The organism is uncultured Nostoc sp. (genome assembly GCF_937863485.1).
Taxonomy (GTDB): domain Bacteria; phylum Cyanobacteriota; class Cyanobacteriia; order Cyanobacteriales; family Nostocaceae; genus Nostoc.
The window spans coordinates 26,571-43,519 of the sequence record NZ_CALMFY010000085.1 but is presented as its reverse complement, the minus strand read 5'-3'; the positions used below and the strand labels follow the sequence as shown (position 1 = coordinate 43,519).

General features: G+C 42.7%; 17 protein-coding genes. 4 read left to right on the top strand and 13 right to left on the bottom strand.

Annotated features, from left to right (window positions below; genetic code table 11):
- Positions 1-69: 69 nt before the first annotated feature.
- Positions 70-681: a hypothetical protein gene (locus Q0541_RS11315; RefSeq protein WP_298909895.1), complete on the top strand. Its 612-nt coding sequence runs from the start codon at positions 70-72 to the stop codon at positions 679-681.
- Positions 682-711: 30 nt separating this feature from the next.
- Here the strand turns inward: Q0541_RS11315 and Q0541_RS11310 are convergent, their stop codons facing one another.
- Complete coding sequence (locus tag Q0541_RS11310; RefSeq protein WP_298909733.1) at positions 712-2,022, bottom strand: aminopeptidase P N-terminal domain-containing protein; 1,311 nt, start codon at positions 2,020-2,022, stop codon at positions 712-714.
- A 471-nt stretch (positions 2,023-2,493) separates the two neighbouring features.
- Between Q0541_RS11310 and Q0541_RS11305 the strand changes: the two genes are divergently transcribed.
- Positions 2,494-3,735, top strand: coding sequence for a VCBS repeat-containing protein (locus Q0541_RS11305; protein ID WP_298909732.1), 1,242 nt, complete (start codon positions 2,494-2,496; stop codon positions 3,733-3,735).
- A 303-nt stretch (positions 3,736-4,038) separates the two neighbouring features.
- Here the strand turns inward: Q0541_RS11305 and Q0541_RS11300 are convergent, their stop codons facing one another.
- From Q0541_RS11300 to Q0541_RS11250, 11 genes are all read right to left on the bottom strand, one after another.
- Positions 4,039-4,806, bottom strand: a complete 768-nt coding sequence (locus Q0541_RS11300; RefSeq protein WP_298909730.1) for an MBL fold metallo-hydrolase — start codon at positions 4,804-4,806, stop codon at positions 4,039-4,041.
- Positions 4,807-4,809: 3 nt separating this feature from the next.
- A complete protein-coding gene (locus Q0541_RS11295; protein WP_298909728.1) occupies positions 4,810-5,409 on the bottom strand; it encodes an aminodeoxychorismate/anthranilate synthase component II in 600 nt (199 codons plus the stop codon).
- Between the two features lie 394 nt (positions 5,410-5,803).
- Positions 5,804-6,259: a diacylglycerol kinase family protein gene (locus tag Q0541_RS11290; RefSeq protein ID WP_273763329.1), complete on the bottom strand. Its 456-nt coding sequence runs from the start codon at positions 6,257-6,259 to the stop codon at positions 5,804-5,806.
- A gap of 153 nt (positions 6,260-6,412) precedes the next feature.
- Entirely contained in the window at positions 6,413-6,940 is a 528-nt protein-coding gene (gene ybeY / locus Q0541_RS11285; protein ID WP_298909892.1) for an rRNA maturation RNase YbeY, read from the bottom strand.
- 39 nt (positions 6,941-6,979) lie between these two features.
- Complete coding sequence (locus Q0541_RS11280; RefSeq protein WP_104904774.1) at positions 6,980-7,135, bottom strand: DUF3285 domain-containing protein; 156 nt, start codon at positions 7,133-7,135, stop codon at positions 6,980-6,982.
- Positions 7,136-7,455: 320 nt separating this feature from the next.
- A protein-coding gene (prfB, locus tag Q0541_RS11275) for a peptide chain release factor 2 (RefSeq protein ID WP_298909717.1) occupies positions 7,456-8,578 on the bottom strand; the annotation gives its coding sequence in 2 pieces (ribosomal slippage) (positions 7,456-8,505 and positions 8,507-8,578; 1,122 coding nt in all).
- Between the two features lie 125 nt (positions 8,579-8,703).
- Positions 8,704-8,835 carry a hypothetical protein gene (locus Q0541_RS11270; protein WP_298909714.1) on the bottom strand — a complete coding sequence of 44 codons (132 nt, stop codon included), beginning with the start codon at positions 8,833-8,835 and terminating at the stop codon, positions 8,704-8,706.
- 49 nt (positions 8,836-8,884) lie between these two features.
- Positions 8,885-9,613, bottom strand: a complete 729-nt coding sequence (locus Q0541_RS11265; RefSeq protein ID WP_298909712.1) for a Bax inhibitor-1 family protein — start codon at positions 9,611-9,613, stop codon at positions 8,885-8,887.
- A 112-nt stretch (positions 9,614-9,725) separates the two neighbouring features.
- Positions 9,726-10,286, bottom strand: a complete 561-nt coding sequence (locus Q0541_RS11260; protein ID WP_298909710.1) for an RNaseH domain-containing protein — start codon at positions 10,284-10,286, stop codon at positions 9,726-9,728.
- A complete protein-coding gene (locus Q0541_RS11255) occupies positions 10,222-11,898 on the bottom strand; it encodes a hypothetical protein (RefSeq protein WP_298909709.1) in 1,677 nt (558 codons plus the stop codon). The genes Q0541_RS11260 and Q0541_RS11255 overlap by 65 nt, the downstream gene beginning before the upstream one ends.
- A gap of 5 nt (positions 11,899-11,903) precedes the next feature.
- Positions 11,904-12,314 (bottom strand): hypothetical protein, encoded by a 411-nt coding sequence (locus Q0541_RS11250; protein WP_298909707.1) that lies wholly within the window; start codon positions 12,312-12,314, stop codon positions 11,904-11,906.
- Between the two features lie 608 nt (positions 12,315-12,922).
- On the opposite strand from Q0541_RS11250, the gene Q0541_RS11245 reads away from it, so the two are divergent.
- Entirely contained in the window at positions 12,923-13,708 is a 786-nt protein-coding gene (locus Q0541_RS11245) for an RNA polymerase sigma factor SigF (protein WP_273763321.1), read from the top strand.
- Between the two features lie 60 nt (positions 13,709-13,768).
- Here Q0541_RS11245 and bchD read toward each other — a convergent pair whose 3' ends face one another.
- Positions 13,769-15,796 carry a magnesium chelatase ATPase subunit D gene (gene bchD, locus Q0541_RS11240; RefSeq protein WP_298909701.1) on the bottom strand — a complete coding sequence of 676 codons (2,028 nt, stop codon included), beginning with the start codon at positions 15,794-15,796 and terminating at the stop codon, positions 13,769-13,771.
- A gap of 442 nt (positions 15,797-16,238) precedes the next feature.
- On the opposite strand from bchD, the gene Q0541_RS11235 reads away from it, so the two are divergent.
- Entirely contained in the window at positions 16,239-16,847 is a 609-nt protein-coding gene (locus tag Q0541_RS11235; protein ID WP_298909696.1) for a hypothetical protein, read from the top strand.
- Positions 16,848-16,949: the final 102 nt, after the last annotated feature.

Below are 16,949 nucleotides of genomic sequence, written 5' to 3'. Positions count from 1 at the left end.
ATGGGGATCTTGCTACGCGGAGCGTCTGGTAGAGTTGGCATTGCTGCACTTTATTACCGAGATGATCCAATGCCGTACAGCGCCTTTAATCTTAGCAAAGTAAAAACCGACTTTAAATTAATCTTTGTTGAAAATCAAGATTTATTTGGGGATGTGCAGACAGTTTCTCCTAGCGAATATTTAAATTTGATTTTCTCTGAGCATCTACCATTAGTAACAGCAATAAATACAGAAAAAGCTCGTTCTGAACTAATTATTATGCCTGTTTTAATTGAAGTTAAACGCTTCTTTAAATACCAAATTAGCATATTTTCTGGTTCAGAGTTTAATGTAGATGCTTCTAAAGGCTTAGAAGGATGCTGTGATTTTATTCTCAGTTGTTCACCAGAACAATATGATATTACTAGCCCTGTCGTGACTATTGTGGAAGCTAAAAATGAGAGTATTAAATCTGGTTTAGGACAATGCATTGCGACAATGATTGCATCTCAATTGTTTAACCAGCAACAAGGAAATATTATAAATGAAATTTATGGTGTAGTCACAACAGGAACAGATTGGAAATTTCTGAAACTTTGTGACAATACCATCTTTATCGATAAGAACGATTACTTTATTAAAGAAATAGATAAAATCTTAGGAATTCTGACAATGACTCTGATCGCTTGTCCCCAATTTTAGCTTGGGGATGGTACAGCCCATCCCCATTTTTTATCGTTCTACTTCATCCACTGCCTTGGGAACTCCCGCAGTTAACACCTCATGTCCATCAGGTGTAACTAACACATCATCCTCAATACGAATACCAATACCAATCCATTGAGGATCAGTCTCTGGTTGGTCTTCTGCTAGTTTGGTGTCAGGCACAATATATAATCCTGGTTCCACTGTTAGAATTTGACCTGGTTGCAAAATCTGCGGTTTATCTTCACCGTGCTGGTAAACACCCACATCATGGACATCCAACCCTAACCAATGACTGGTGCGATGCATATAATATGGCTTATATTTCTCTTCCTCAATTAACTTGTCAATTTCACCTTTGAGAATGCCAAGTTCGACTAAACCTTCAGTGAGGACGCGCACTGCTGTATCGTGAACTAATTTGAAGGGATTACCTGGTTGCACTTGAGCGATCGCTTGTTTTTGCGCTGACAAAACAATCTCATACAGCGTCTTTTGTTCTGGGGTAAATTTACCCCCGACAGGAAATGTCCGGGTAATATCAGAGTTGTAATAACCGTAGGCACAACCGGCATCAATTAGCAGTAATTCTCCATCCTGCATTTGACGATTATTTTCAATGTAGTGCAGTACGCAAGCATTTACGCCAGAAGCCACAATCGAAGGATAAGCCGGCCCCATTCCACCCCGGACTCGAAAGATGCGTTCCATCTCCGCCTGAATTTCGTACTCATAACGTCCGGGTGCAGCAATTTCTTGTGCGTAATTGTGTGCCTCAGTGGCGATCGCTACTGCTTGACGCATCAATCCCAACTCAGCTTCACTTTTGATTAGTCTCATGCTGTTGAGGACTGGGCCAGTATCTTCAATGGCGATCGGCCCTGTACCACGTTTGGGATAAGTCCGCAGTAAACTCTGATAATGTCCCAGAATTTGGTCATTGAAGGTGCGATCGCGTCCTAAGTGATAGTAAATGCGGTTAGCTTTTTCCAAATACTGTGGCAACTTTTCATCTAACTCGCTAATCGGGTAGGCTTCATCAGCACCATAAATTTCCTTGGCTGCATCTACCCCACAAAGATAACCAGTCCATACTTCCCTTTCCCGATCCTTCGGTTGGACAAATAGCACAAACCGATGTTCTGAATGATGCGGCGCTAACACTGCAACTGCCTGTGGTTCGTTAAAACCAGTCAGGTAGAAGAAATCACTGTCTTGGCGATAAACATACTCGACATCGTTGTGCATCACTGCCATTGGCGCACTGCGAAAGATGGCTGTGCCATCACCAATTTTTGCCATTAACTGCTCGCGACGCTGCCGATATTCTGCTTGCATAGCTGATGTATGTATTAAACTATTGTGTTATTTTACACTTTTGGCAACCAGCGGATGCACAGATTATGCTTCTCAGTAGTTGCTAATCTAAGTTATTCTAACCAATATTTGTTTCAACTCAAGTCATAAACTATTGATGAATAATCAATTATCTTGCGACTGGCGTCCGGCGAGCCACTCTTGTTGTATCTGGCGTGGGACTACAAGGAGGTCGCAACAATTTACAATTTTCACGAATGATTTAGGACTGCTATATAAAACACGAAAAATCTTTTGCAATTGCTTGTATAGAACTTGATAATTTTAGAATAATCGTTTAAAACAAACATATATTTATCTTCAATTAATAACATTAATAAAGAAAAAATAGTTATAAAGAAATATTGAAAACCTAGTAAATGTTATTGGGTTACAGAAAGAGCTTGTCAAAAAAAGTTAAAACAATATGACAACCAATCATAAAAATACACCATGTTTGGAAATTCAAATTCCTCACCCTTATCTTTGAATACATCTAAATGGGTATCAGACTCTTTAGCAAAATCAAAAATCTTAACATCTTCTTTTGAGGATTTGAATTATGATTTGGGATTTGAGAGTAAGAGTTCCTCATATGCACTACAAGATGAACCATCGACCAAGCTTGTCAAAACGTCAGCAAATCCCAATCCTAATCCTTACTTAACTAGTGCGGCGATTACTCCTGACTTTAACGGTGATGGCAAAACGGACAAAGTTTGGGTCGATTCTACAACCGGTGAGATTATCATTCGGTTGATGGATGGAACAAAAGTTATCGACCAGGGTTCTCTAGGTAAATTCGACCTATCCGCCTATGATTACAAAATTGCTGACTTCAATGGTGATGGCAAAACCGACTTCTTATTACGCAATAAGTCAACTGGTGAGAATGCCATTGCGCTGATGGATGGAACCAAAGTTGCTAATTCGGCCGCTTTAACCAGTGTTGACCCAGCTTGGACTCCTCAGATTGGCGATTTCAATGGCGATCGCAAAACAGATATCTTCTGGCATAACAATACAACCGGTGAGAACGCTATTTGGCAGATGGATGGTACAACAGTTCTGAATGCAACTGTTTTAGACACTACAGATGCAGCACTAACTCCTACCATTGTTGATTTCGATGGCAATGGCAAGAGTGATATCTTCTGGCGCAATCCGACAACCGGCGATAACACCGCTTGGTTTATGGATGGTACGCAAAAGACTGAACTTGCACTACAATCACAAGACGCCGCCTGGACTCCTACCCTTGGTGATTTTAACGGCGACTATAAAACTGACATTCTGTGGAGAAACGGTCAAACAGGTGAAAACAAGGTTTGGACAATGAATGGGATCATAGTTACAGAGGGTGCTATGAAGACACTTGACTCAGCCTGGACTTCTAAAATTGGCGATTTCAACGGCGATGGCAAGACCGACATCTTCTGGCACAATGGCACCACTGGCGAGAACACCGCTTGGTTGATGGATGGTACAACAGTTGCTACTGAAGCTTTCTTACCCACTAATGACGCGGCCTTAACACCATCCCTTGGCGACTTCAACGGCGATGGTAAAACCGACATCTACTGGCGCGATCAGACAGGAGGTGCAGACAAAATTTGGACTATAGATGGGACGACAGCGGTTGAGACTCCCATCAGCGACGCAGATAAGCTTGGTGGAGAGTGGTATACGTTCTAAAACCTAGAAACAAGAGTCATTCGATTTTAGATTTTAGATTTTTCCTTCAATCTCAAATCCAAGTTGCGCTGTCAGCGCACCAAAGGTACGACCCAAAATCTAAAATTGGCAGAGTCAGGAGTTATATCATGTCCGGTTAAATACCCATAATAGCCGTGCTAACCCCACCCCGGCAAAGCTACACTTTTGCTCCCCAAAGCATTGGGGAGGGGGTGCTTTTATGATCGGCAATTAGATGGCATATTAAGAGGTAGGGGACAGGAATCATTGATTATTCTCCCTCATCCACTTATCCTCTGCTCCTCAAAACTTGTAACTCAAAACTTGAATCACGCTATTTTCCGGCAAATCTTTAGGATTAATGGAAATAGTATCTGTGTTGCTACGCCGTACTGTTATACCTTGCATTAAGGTGAGAAAATTATCGAGTGGCGAAATATCGCACTTAGCAGCATCAGCTGCTTGTGTCCGGTAATGGGTGGGAATAATCAGCTTGGGATTTAACACTTGAACAGCCTGCTTTGCTTCCTCAGCATTGTAGGCTTTTGCACTGCCTCCCACTGGAATGAATGCCACATCAGGACGTCCCAGGAGGATTTTTTGCTCAATGGAAATGGGTGCAGCAGCTCCCCCTAAGTGTAGGATATTAATTCCGCCTTGCTTCCAACTCCAAGCAGTATTTGAGCCAAACTGCCTACCACCTTTGCGATCGTGGTCTATAGCAATTCCTTGGAACTTAATGCCTTTGAACTCGTAAACTCCTGGTTCGTAAATAAGTTTTGCATTTCCCGGTAGTACGTCCACAGCCCCTTCATCCAGTAGTTGGCTGCTAATCAGTACCAAATCTGCTGCAACTTTTGGTGGACGATATTTAGCAGTACAGCCGACCGCCCGAAATGGATTGACGAGAATTTTCGCACCGCCACCAGTAAAAAGAAAGCAAGTATGACCCAACCACTGAACTGATAAACCGCTAGATTGTGCGTCAGCTTGAGATTCATAACTCAAGCTAGTAACTAAAGCTGTGACCAACCCCGCCCCAGCATAGCCCATCAACTGTCGTCGTTTCATTAATTATGCTCTTGACTGTAACTGTTCCAAAAAATTTCGCAATAACTGTTTTCCTGAAGATGTCAGGACACTCTCTGGGTGAAACTGGACGCCCTGAATGTGAGGATAGTTCCGGTGTCGTACTCCCATAATGGTGTTATCTTCAACCCAAGCGGTGATTTCTAACACATCTGGGCAAGTCTCACGTTCTATCACCAAACTATGATACCTGGTGGCGGTTAGAGGATTTTCTAATCCCCGGAAAACCCCCACCCCAGTATGAGACACCTGAGAGGTTTTGCCATGCATCAACTCTGGAGCATAAATTATTTTACCACCGAATACTTGACCGATGCTTTGATGTCCCAAACAGACACCCAAAATTGGCAACTCTTGGCCTAGCTGTTCAATCAATTCTAGGGAAATGCCGGCATCTTCCGGGCGACCAGGCCCAGGAGAAATAACCACGGCTTCGGGCTTTAATGCCCGAATCTCATCTATGGATATCTTGTCGTTACGAAAAACTTTAATATCATCTGCCACTGAGAATTCTGCTGCCAATTCTCCCAGATACTGCACTAAATTATATGTAAAACTATCATAATTGTCGATAACTATAATCAAAGCTCATCACTCCTGGTTTTTACCACTGATCAATTGCAAAAAGCATAGACAAATATCTCATGCTATTTGTTTGCTAGGTGTAAAAATAACGCTAACGTGGACGCGTAAATATGAAGCGGCTACTCTGGGACAAGCCACTTGCTAAAGTATTACCAAGTAACCCTTTAGCTAGGATGGTTGGCACGTAGGCGTAGCCCGTCGTAGACATCGCATTACTTCAATTTTAAATTGCTGATAATGTGTTCTCCAAAGGGGATCGGACAGAGGGTGATCCTCTTACCGACTCACTAAGCGCCTGGTGAGCACAGTGCGGGCTATGACGCTCGTTCGCCTTTGGCGTCTCCCCTTGGGAGAAGACTCGCTAACGCTTCGCTATCGGCGTCGCAAATGATGTCTACAAAGCCGATATAATTAACCTTACCAGAGGAGGGAGTAATAGCGTACCAGCTACCAGCACCGCTACCAAAGCAGAGACAAGGACTGCACCAGCCGCACAATCTTTAGCGATTTTTGCCAAATCATGGTATGTCTGCTTAACGGTTAAGTCCACAAGAGACTCGATCGCTGTATTTAATAACTCTAATGCCAAAACTAAACCACTAGTTACACCAATTACCGCTATTTCCACCGCTTGCAGATGTAGAAAAACGCTCAAAGCGATCGCTAAAGCACAAACACTTACGTGGATACGAAAATTACGTTGAGTTTGAAAACTATAGCTGATTCCGGCCCAGGCATATTTAAAACTAACAAATAAATTAGAGGCTACTTTCCAGGAGAATTCCCGTTCGTTAGACACCAGTGTTTGTAACGAGGTGGGCGTTGGTGATGGAGAAATTTTTTGGGACATACACTTAAAAACACAAAAACAGAGTTGCTACAGTGGGAATCTTCGCCGATCTTAATGGTGCAATTAACTTTGAGACAATTTTTAAGCAATTTTGCACAGAAGTATTATAAAAGTATTACCCAAAATTAACACTAAGGGATACACAAGCTTCTGCTATCCCATGTCAATAGCAATACCTATTGCGTTCAGCAATCTCACTTGCTGTTCTAACATTCGCCCCAAACTTTCTTCATCAGGATGATCCCAGCCTAACAGGTGCAATAAGCCGTGAGTAGCTAACCATGCTAACTCAGTTGGTAAGCTATGTTCCTGCTGTTGAGCTTGACGTTGTGCTGTATCTACAGACACAATAATATCACCTAAATACAATGGTACAGAGGCAAGCATTTCTTTGCTTTGAGGAAAATCCACCTCCAAAGCAGCAAAGGCTAAAACGTCTGTCGGCTTATTTTGTTGTCGATACTGGGCATTCAGTTCTTGTATTTGCGAGTCATCTGTCAAACGCAGCCCAATTTCATAACTTGGCGCTGGCGGAATATGAAGGTGAAGTATTTCTACCCAGCGATTAAACCAATTTTCCCAAGTTTCAGGAGGAATTCGGGCATAAGTGTCCCCAATCTTTACAGATGTTGTCGGGGACAACTCGTAAAAATACTCTTCCACGTATAGTTCAACTCTCAGAGGCACACAGTCTCCTAGTCTGAGGTTTACAGTTTGTCGTTAGTGAGTTAGGTAAGCAAGACCAACAAGGAGAGCTAAAAGCCCTACGGCAGTCAACGCAAAATGCTTCAGGGAAGTTCCACCTTTCCGCACCATGTTTCGCATGGCAAGTTTTACGTAGCTAGGTTGAGGTTCTGTTGAAGGAGAGTTGCTCATAGTTATTTGCCTACAGACTCATTTATAACTGTAACAGTTGGTCTAGGATAGAATCGCGATCGCCTGTATATTGCTGAGGAATTTCTCTGAGACCGCCCCAATAATAGAGGGTGCTATGCGATGTCTAGGACGGGCTACGCGCTAATCTAAAATACGAGAAAATAAATCATCGGTACTAAATAATAGTAAAAAAATCACTTAGTATACTGTTGCGGAAGTTTACTTACCTTTAACAAGGGGATTTTGCCCCAAATCTTGTTAATTGAGATGGTAACTTGATTTACACGCCCACTGTACTAGTACTTGTTGCCAAATCCAAATTATACCGGAGTGTTTTCTACTAATTTATTTTCTTGGCGCAGATAAGCTTGGATGAATGTATCAAGTTCACCATTCATCACATCTATAATCGTATTCGTTTCTGTATTTGTACGTAAATCTTTCACCATCTGGTAAGGGTGAAACACATAGTTACGGATTTGATTACCCCAGGAGGCTTCCACCATATCGCCACGAATTTCGGCAATTTCTTGGGCCCGTTGCTCCTTGGCTATGACTAACAGCTTTGCTTTCAGGCGATTTAAAGCTTTCTCTTTATTTTGCAGTTGCGATCGTTCTTCTGTACAGCGCACGGCAAGACCCGTGGGAAGGTGAACAACCCGTACCGCCGTTTCTACTTTGTTGACGTTTTGCCCACCTTTACCACCAGAGCGAGTTGTGGTGATTTCCAAATCCTTATCTGGAATGTCCAGCTGCACAGAGTTATCAATCTGTGGCATCACTTCCACCCCTGCAAAACTGGTTTGTCGCTTGCCGTTGGCATTAAAAGGTGAAATCCGCACTAAACGATGTGTACCCATCTCCGATCGCAAGTAACCATAGGCATAGCGACCAGTAATTTCTAGGGTTGCCGATTTAATTCCGGCTTCATCACCCTCCGACTCTTCAGCTAAAGTTACCTTATAACCATGAGCTTCGCCCCAACGGGTGTACATCCGCATTAGCATAAATGCCCAGTCTTGAGCATCTGTGCCACCAGCGCCAGCACTGATTGTCAGTACAGCACCTTCAGCATCATAGGGCCCAGAAAGTAACTGTTGTAACTCCCACTGGTCAAGGTCACGATTCAGCTTGGTGATCGTAGATTCTGCTTCTTGCAGTAGTGCCTCATCAGTTTCTAACTCCAACAACTCAACAACTGCCTTAGTATCTTCCAGATTGGCTTGCCACTGATCATACTGCTGGAGGTGGGCTTTAATATCGTTGAGTTCTTGTAGCGTTTGTTGGGCTTGGGTTTGATCATTCCAAAATTCTGGTTGTGCTGATATTTTTTCGAGGTCTTGAATTTTGGCTGTCAGTGCAGGTACGTCAAAGATAGTCCTGGGTTTTACCCAGGCGGCCAGACAACGTTTCGATTTCGCGTTTGAGTTCTAGGACATCCATAATACTTACTGAATGATAGATAGAGCGTAATGGAATTGAAAATTGCTCTTTATTCTACTTATCTTTCTTGATTTTAGCTGTAGTTGGGCAAATTCTATCCGCACTACTTATGTAAGTTACAAAAATTACTTGGAATTATCAAGCACTTCTTTGCCCACTGAAGTAGTTTTATTTTGCTGTTGCAGATAGGCTTTGATAAACAAATCAATTTCTACTGGTAAACAGATAAAAAAAACCGTGGTTGTTGAAAATTTCACCACGGTTTTTGCTTTATAAAACTTTACTATTGTTAGTGCCTACAGACAATTAATCGCGACCATTAATGGCAATTAGCAACCGCAAGATAAAGACGAACAAGTTGATGTAAGTGAGGTACATCGACAAAGCAGCAGGTAGATACTGGTCATCGCTGTAAGTGCGGGGCAAAATGTAGAAATCGACAACAGAAACCCCAACAAACAGAAACACCCCCAAACCGGAGATGGCGATTTCTAACCAATTTGGCGTGTAAACATCAAACATGGCAAACCCAAATTGGGCTAGACACACAACCACCAAGGCAATGACGCCGAGATTGATGGTTTTCGTCAAAGCCATGCCGTCTTGTTCAGAGAGATTTGAACCAATTTGACGGGCGGCAATAAAGGTGACGCCACAACCCAGGGCAGCTAACCCAATGCCTTGAATGCCAACACCTTGGGATCTCAAGGCGACAAATATTAAGCCACTGAGGGTATATCCAGATAATAGGCTATAGGTTGCCAACAGGGGTAGTGCAAGACCCTTATTACCTTTTTGGGCAACATTTTGGGCAACAAAGAACAAAATTAACTCCAAAATCACCGCACCAATGAAGGTGGGAAAGAATATTCCGGGGTTACTACGGATAACTCCCAAACCGCCGTAGGTTCCTAATGCCGTTAGCACTAATCCACCGCCGACGTAGGGGAGGGCGTTGGCAATCACATTTGGGCCAACGAGGGCGTGAGATTTAGCCTCACGGATAGCTTCACGAAAATTACTGGTATTGCTCATATTGAAAAACTGTTTTTTAGGAAAACATTCTGCTTATTCCTATTCTTACCAATCTTTGCGGTTAACAGCCAAGGATTTAGATCGTTGCAAAATCTGAAGGGCGGCTTTGTTGTTAAAGATCAGAGTCGTCAGTCTCCGAGGATTCCACAGGATCTTTAGTACTGACAGCATACTCTTTAGCCTTGATTGCAAAGGGAAAAGGCAATGGTAGAATAACGTCATTTGCAAAATAAGGCCAGCGACTCCTGAGAGAATGAACAAAGTGGGCTAGCTTGTCGTTCTTAATTTCTGGGTGATAAATCAGGGCAATTTCTAAAATTTTGGCTCTTCCAGCTTGCCTGCTGCCATCATCAAGGCGAGACAGTTTCTTTTGTAAAATTGTTGTGCCTCGTTCGGTGTACAACGCTTTCCTAACGCTTAGGTAGAGCGATCGCTCTCCATCATCACACACACCCTGCCATCGGTAAACACCACTGGTTCGACTCCCAGGAGAATCTTTAACAATAGCAAATGGTACTTCACCATTATCTGCAACTCGTAAACGCACAACCCACAGACGATTGATTTGTTCTTGTGAAAGATGCTGTCTCAGCGTTTGTAGTGGGTCATTAGTTAGTAGATTTTGGTTTTGTAGCCAGTTCAGCATTTTGCGGGCATTTTGTGCTTCTGCCATGATCTGCTTCAATGATGCGTTTACGCCGTTCTTCCATGATTTGTTGGCGAGTTAGCTTTGGTTTCGCTGAAACAGTAATGTTGGGGGGATCAACGAGGTCACGGATAATCCGAGCAAATAGAGAACGACCTGTAAACGGAAGAGGCCCCAACCACGCAACCAGTTTAGAATGGGTGAGGAGTAAATGATAGATGCGGTTAGTAGCATTTTGGGTGTGGTAATGTGCGCTTGTCCATGCAACAAAGCGATCGCCTGCCATATCACCGCGATCAGAATTGTAAATTGTCGCCAAATTAAGTCCGAGTTTATTTAAAAAAGAGTTTCTAGAAGCATCAACTAAGACTTCATCAGGGGCAAACTCTTCATCAAACTGAATCTGCACGCGATCGGTTTCGTCAACAAATAAAAATTTACATTCTCGATAAACAGCTTCAGCAAAAGTCAAGTCTTGTTCAAACCCTTGGCGGGGTACACGAGTATGAATGAAACTAGCAGGAGTGAAAATCCAGACTAAGGCTGTAGCAATATCGTGTTCTAAATGGTGACGTGGACATTTGTAATAAAAGGGACAAGTGTATTGTTTATAATCGCTTTCTTGCAAGTCTTCATCATCAGAATTATCATTTTCAACTACAGGAACTTTTTCATAAAGCTTGTGACACGGTTCATTGCCAAATTCCCACTTATCTTCTGATTGCACTAAAGCTAAAAGTGGGCAGACTGGAATAAACCAACGCCAAGCTGGATGCATCCCTCCCTTAGTAACTTCCTGACCCTCACTTTTGAGAATTGGTTCGTAGACTTTTGTCAATTGTTCTTGGCGCTTACTACCCAGCACTGGTGCAGCAGGAATTTCTAACTTGTGGCAAAACAAAGAAGCCAGGCGCACAGATGTAGCTACATCATTCACCATCAACCCACAGCGATATCCTTGTTTAGCCAAGAGGTAAATCAGAATTTCCAAGAGGGTAGACTTGCCCACATTCAAAAGTCCAACAATATGGAGCAACCTTTCAACATTCAGCTGATTACCTTGATGGAAATTATTGGATTCAGGATCGTAGAGTTGGAAGAGAATGTTTTCCAAGCGGTTACGATAATTTTCTTGTTGCCCAAACTGGGACAATTTATCGTCCATTTCTTGGGCAGCTACTATTAATTCTTCACGGGTGACACTACACGGTGAATTCTGCTTAGTCCGTGTGCGATGAAGGGATACTACAGGCGAAGGTGCTATGTTAGCAACTTCCTTGGGAATGTCAATAGGAACCTCAATTGGAGAATTACCTTTTTGGGAAATCTTGGCATACCACCGTCCTTCAGTTGCTAAGTTAACTTTTCGTGGTTTGTGCTGTGGTGTTTTTAATAAAGTTGGGACATATATATTCTGTAAACGAGTTGGGTAGGTACTGGATGGAATAATTTGAGGAACATTCCTTGCCTCTTCAAGGCTGTAGATTCTGATAATTTCAGGTAAGTTGATGTATTCCTGAAGAACTCGCAGCCATTGTCTGCCTTTACGCTTAATCAAATAGAAACGAGCATTTTGTATAAGTTGCCAGTTGCGATCGCTTTGTAGTTGTTCAACTGGAAAGCGATATCCTTTGAGCAAAGCTTCTACAGAAGTTGCAGGTTCTCTGGGGCTTGTTCTCCCCGCAGTAAAGAAGTTAAGTACATACGGGACATACCAATGTGAAGGGCTTCTGGTACTTGACTTCGCTTTTCTAGCTCCAGTTTTTCCCACTGCACCACGCCAGTAGCCAGATACCGCAGAGTGTCCGTCACAGATATATCTAGAGAGAGTGCTTCTGGCTCAGATGTGAGGAGGTGAAGACTGCGGGCGCTATGGTTATCCCATTCCACATCAATACCACGCATAGTTTGTAGCCAGCGCTGAACTGTCGCTTTCTGACGTGGTTGCATTCCGAGTTCTTGACACAACTCTTCTAGGGTTGGCCCCTGTTTATGAATGCTGAACCATTGCTGAAGTGTATCCAGAATTTTTTGTCGGTGTTTAGTGATTTTCATTGTTCACCCTCCTGTTTAGCAGAAGTCTGACACCCCCCAAACTGGCATGTCAATCACCTGTTTCTATGTTTCCACTAAGTTTCCAAAGTTTCCATCGTACCAATATTGAATGGAAATGTCCCTCAAGACCCAACTAAGTACAAATCCCCATAAAAATGAGTCGGAATTCTGTTTTTTGTAGCTTAGGTTTTGTTCATCAACCCGACTTTCAATTTGGATTTTCAACCTTTATTAATGACGGTGCGTACTAAGAGATAAAATTTCCCAGTCTCTTTTGCGATTAATTCACTACTGATTTACGTTGCTCTCAGTACGACAGATGGCTATTAGGTCAGTTATGCATTATTCAGCAGAAATAGCTAGTTTTTGTTGCAAAAGCTAAAGATTATGTGTCATTCAAGAGTTATGTAAAAAACAAAAATAACCTGCAACAGAGAGGTTAAAAAAATCATGCGTACAAATACTGAATTCTGGAGTACGACCCTTCACAAGTTCAGTGAAACGACGATGGCTTATTCTGCCCTAACTAAGCAAAATAATAACAGCTTAGAAGAAAATATACGCAGCTCCCTTTTCTCAAGAATAGGAGTCATAACAAAGGAATGTATATGGCAACAAGTGAGTCCTCTTTACGAACTGATGGTATAGAATTATTACACTTGTACCACCAGAATCCTTCTATTAAACTTCGTAATCAACTTGTACAGTTACATACTGGCTTAGTGCGGAAGATGGCTCATAAATTCAGCCATCAATGTAATGAACCTTATGAAGATTTAGAACAAATCGGTTATTTTGGTTTGATTAGGGCAATTGAGCGCTTCGACCCTAGCCAAGGATATGCTTTTAGTTCCTTTGCTGTGCCGTATATTCGCGGTGAGATGCTGCACTTTTTGCGCGATCGCAGTACTTTATTAAAAATTCCCCGTCGTTGGCAAGAACTATACAATGAAGGGCAAAAGATTCGTAAGGACTTGTCAATGTCTTTGGGTCGTGCGCCTAAGGATGCTGAAATTGCCAGCCAACTTCGGGTATCTCTGCAAGAATGGCAAGAAACCAAGTTAGCTGCTCAAAACCGTATGCCTTTAAGTTTAGATGCGACCGCAGTTAATTATATTGATTGCCAAATAACCTTGGGTGAGGCACTTCCTTGTCCTCGTTCTCATGTTCTCCTGCAAGAAGAAGAAGAACGGCAACAACTCCAAGGTGCAATAAATATGTTAGAAGAAAAGCCCCGCATGGCAGTTGAAATGGTATTTTTGAAGGAACTTTCTCGCAAGGATGCTGCTAAGAATATTGGCACCAGTCCAATGACGGTAACGCGGTATCTGCAAAAGGGAATTCAGGATTTGATTTGCTATTTGCAACCACAGGTAATGCCCACTGGATCTTGATTTCATTAGTCAATGGTCAGTGGTTAGTAAAAAAGCAGCTGACAAATGACTAATAACTAATTATCGAGATTTTAAATCAGCGATCGCACCTTTGGTCATGGCAGCAATAGCTTGATCTGTCGCTTTTGGCAAATGATAATATTTACCACCTGCTGTTTGGGATAATTCCTTAGCAAAGCCAGTGGACACAAATTTACTTTCCGTATCAATTACTAATAGTTGCATCCCCAAAGCACGGATTCTGGCAGCAATTTCTAATAATTCCCCTTTGATATCCGGCTTTTCTCCTGGTTCTAGTTGTTCACCTAAAGAACGCGCTAAGGGAATATTACCCCGCCCATCAGTGATCGCTACAAGCACAACTTGCCCAATATCTCCACTCATCTGGGCATTTAAGCCGACGCGCACAGCTTGGGTTAAACCATGCGCTAAGGGTGAACCCCCACCACAGGGCAACCTTTCTAAGCGGTTACGCGCCAAAGCAATGGAACGTGTTGGAGGTAATAACACCTCCGCCTGTTCTCCCCGGAAGGGAATCAATGCTATTTGGTCACGGTTTTGATAAGCTTCTGTTAACAGTTGCATCACCGCACCTTTAGCCGATTGCATTCGGTTCAGGGCCATTGAGCCAGAAGCATCTACCACAAACACTACCAACGCCCCTGCTTTGCGTACCAGGCGTTTCGAGCGAATATCAGCCTGTTCGACAATAACTTTTCTATCTGGGTGTCTTTCTCTTCGTGCTTTTTGATAAGGAGCCGCAGCTCTCAGGGTAGCATCTACTGCAATGCGTCGTGCTTTCCCCTTGGGCAACATTGGCTTAATATAGCGTCCCCTGTCATCGGAAAAGATGACACTGCGACTACCAGATTTACCTTGTCGCTTCGCCATTTGAGTAAAATACAGCACGCTGTCATCAAGGATTACCCCTTCCGGATCAAAAATGAATTCTTCCGGGATACTAGGGGGTTCTTGCTCTTGATTTTCTTCTTGTTCTTGTTCTTCTTGTTCTTCCTCTTCTGATTCGTCTGGGGGTTCTTCTTGATTTTGTGGTGGGGGTGGAGGTGGTGGTGGTTGCTCAGGTGGCGGTGTCTGCACAATTGTGGCTCGTGGTACAATCACCAGTTCTACAGCACGGCGCAAATCTTCGGCATTAACTGTTGTCCGTCCCTCCAAAGCCGCAGCAGCTTTGGCTACCCGCGTGGCGAATAACTCGGCGCGATGTCCCTGAACTCCTCCGCGAATAGACTCATCCACTAAGTAGGCAATTTGTTCATGGGTGATGGTTACTTCTTTCAACCATTCCCGTGCCAAGATGATTTGGGTTTTGAGGGAGTCTAAATCTTCGTTGTACTGCTGAAGAAAATCTTGGGGAGATTTAGAATAGGCGATCGCAACCTCAACTGCTGCTACTCTTTGATCTAGGCCAAGTACACCATCAGCAGAGAGGGCGATCGCAATTCTATCTAGCAAATGCTCCCGTAATCCGCCTTCTTCTGGGTTGTAGGTAGTAATAAACAGGGATTTACACGGATGCTGAAAACTAATTCCCTCGCGTTCAATCTGGTTGCGTCCCTCAGATAATACTGTTAACAGCTGATTTGATATTTGGTCATCTAATAAATTAATTTCGTCTACGTACAAGACACCTCGGTTTGCTGTAGCGAGTAACCCAGGCTGAAAAATAGTATCACCTTGTTTTACCGACTTTTCAACATCCACTGAACCTAATAGTCGGTCTTCTGTGATACCTAGAGGAATTTGCAAAAAAGGCGCTGGGATAATTTCGACGGGAACATCTTGAATGTCTTTGCCTGCGAACTCTGCCAATAGTTGATCATCCCATTCTTCTGGGTGATTGGGGTCACAGTTGCTGATTGAACCTTTGACAACTTCAATGGGCGGTAGTAGAGCGTGGATAGCACGAGCCATCACAGATTTTGCCGTACCGCGACGACCTGCGATCGCTACTCCCCCCAAACCAGGATCAACGGCTGCTAACAACAAGGCTAATTTAATTGCTTCTTGACCAACTACGGCACTCAAGGGAAAGGCAGTGATCGTGGGATTGATAGTAGGCGCAGGCATTGTTTGCTTTCATAGCGAGTCTCGGCCTTTAGCATACCAATTTCTGGCACATTTAGAATATAAGAGCGATGTCTAACGACAAACCGCTACGCGTCTACGCTATTTCCCTTGGGAGGAAGATTTATGAGTATTGCTCAGGCTAAACGCTTCACACTGGATGATCTAAACTTTGTCATATGAATAATATAGCAATCCTAAATGAGTCGTGAAAATCTCCGATTCCTCTCTCTGCGCCGCGCCAGTTGCTAAGAAAGCGGGAACGCTAAAAGCGAACAAGTCGGGGAACCGCATCGCCCTTGGCGCTAGCTTCTCCCAAAGGGAGAGGCTAGCGCCAAGGGAGAAGGGCGCACTGGCTTCTCTGCGCCTCTGCGGTTAATTTATTTTTACAAATGACTTAGGACTGCTATATATGATTCAGTCATAAGATAAAGGAGTAAGTTTCATGGCTTATAGTGATTTTAAACTTATTGAAATTATTGATTCTTTTGGTTTAGTTATCCACGAGTCATCTGGATTATTTGCAAGTGTACAGGAGCAAGAATGTAGTGATTTATTATCTATTCTTCTTAAGGAAAATGTTGATTTAGCGGTAGCGATAAGTACAGAGAAAGCTCGGAGTGAAATGATAATTAGTCCAATCTTATTAGAAATTAGACGAAAATTTAATTATCAAATAAGTTTGTTTTCTGGAGTTGATTTTACTGTTGATAGCCAACGTGGACTAAATGGTTTTTGTGATTTTATTTTGAGTCTTTCTTCGGAGCAGTTGCTTGTACGTAGTCCGGTGATTGTCTTAGTAGAAAGTAAAAATGAGAATTTGAGGTCTGGTTTAGCGCAATGTATTGCCGAAATGGTAGCTGCTCAGTTATTTAACGAGAGAGGTGGAAATAAAATCAAAGTTATATATGGTGCTGTTACTATCGGTACTATCTGGCAATTTCTCAAACTTGAAGGTAATGTAGTTTCCATTGATTTGAGTGAATATTATATTAAGGATATTAAGAAAATTTTAGGTATTTTGTATAGCGCGATCGCGCAAAGTAAGCCATAAATTATTTATTAACATTAGAATTTTTTTCACTAACTTACTTAAACTTTGGTAAATTGCATAAGCAATCTGTGCTGCATCCTCAGAATATGCTAAACCAGAGGT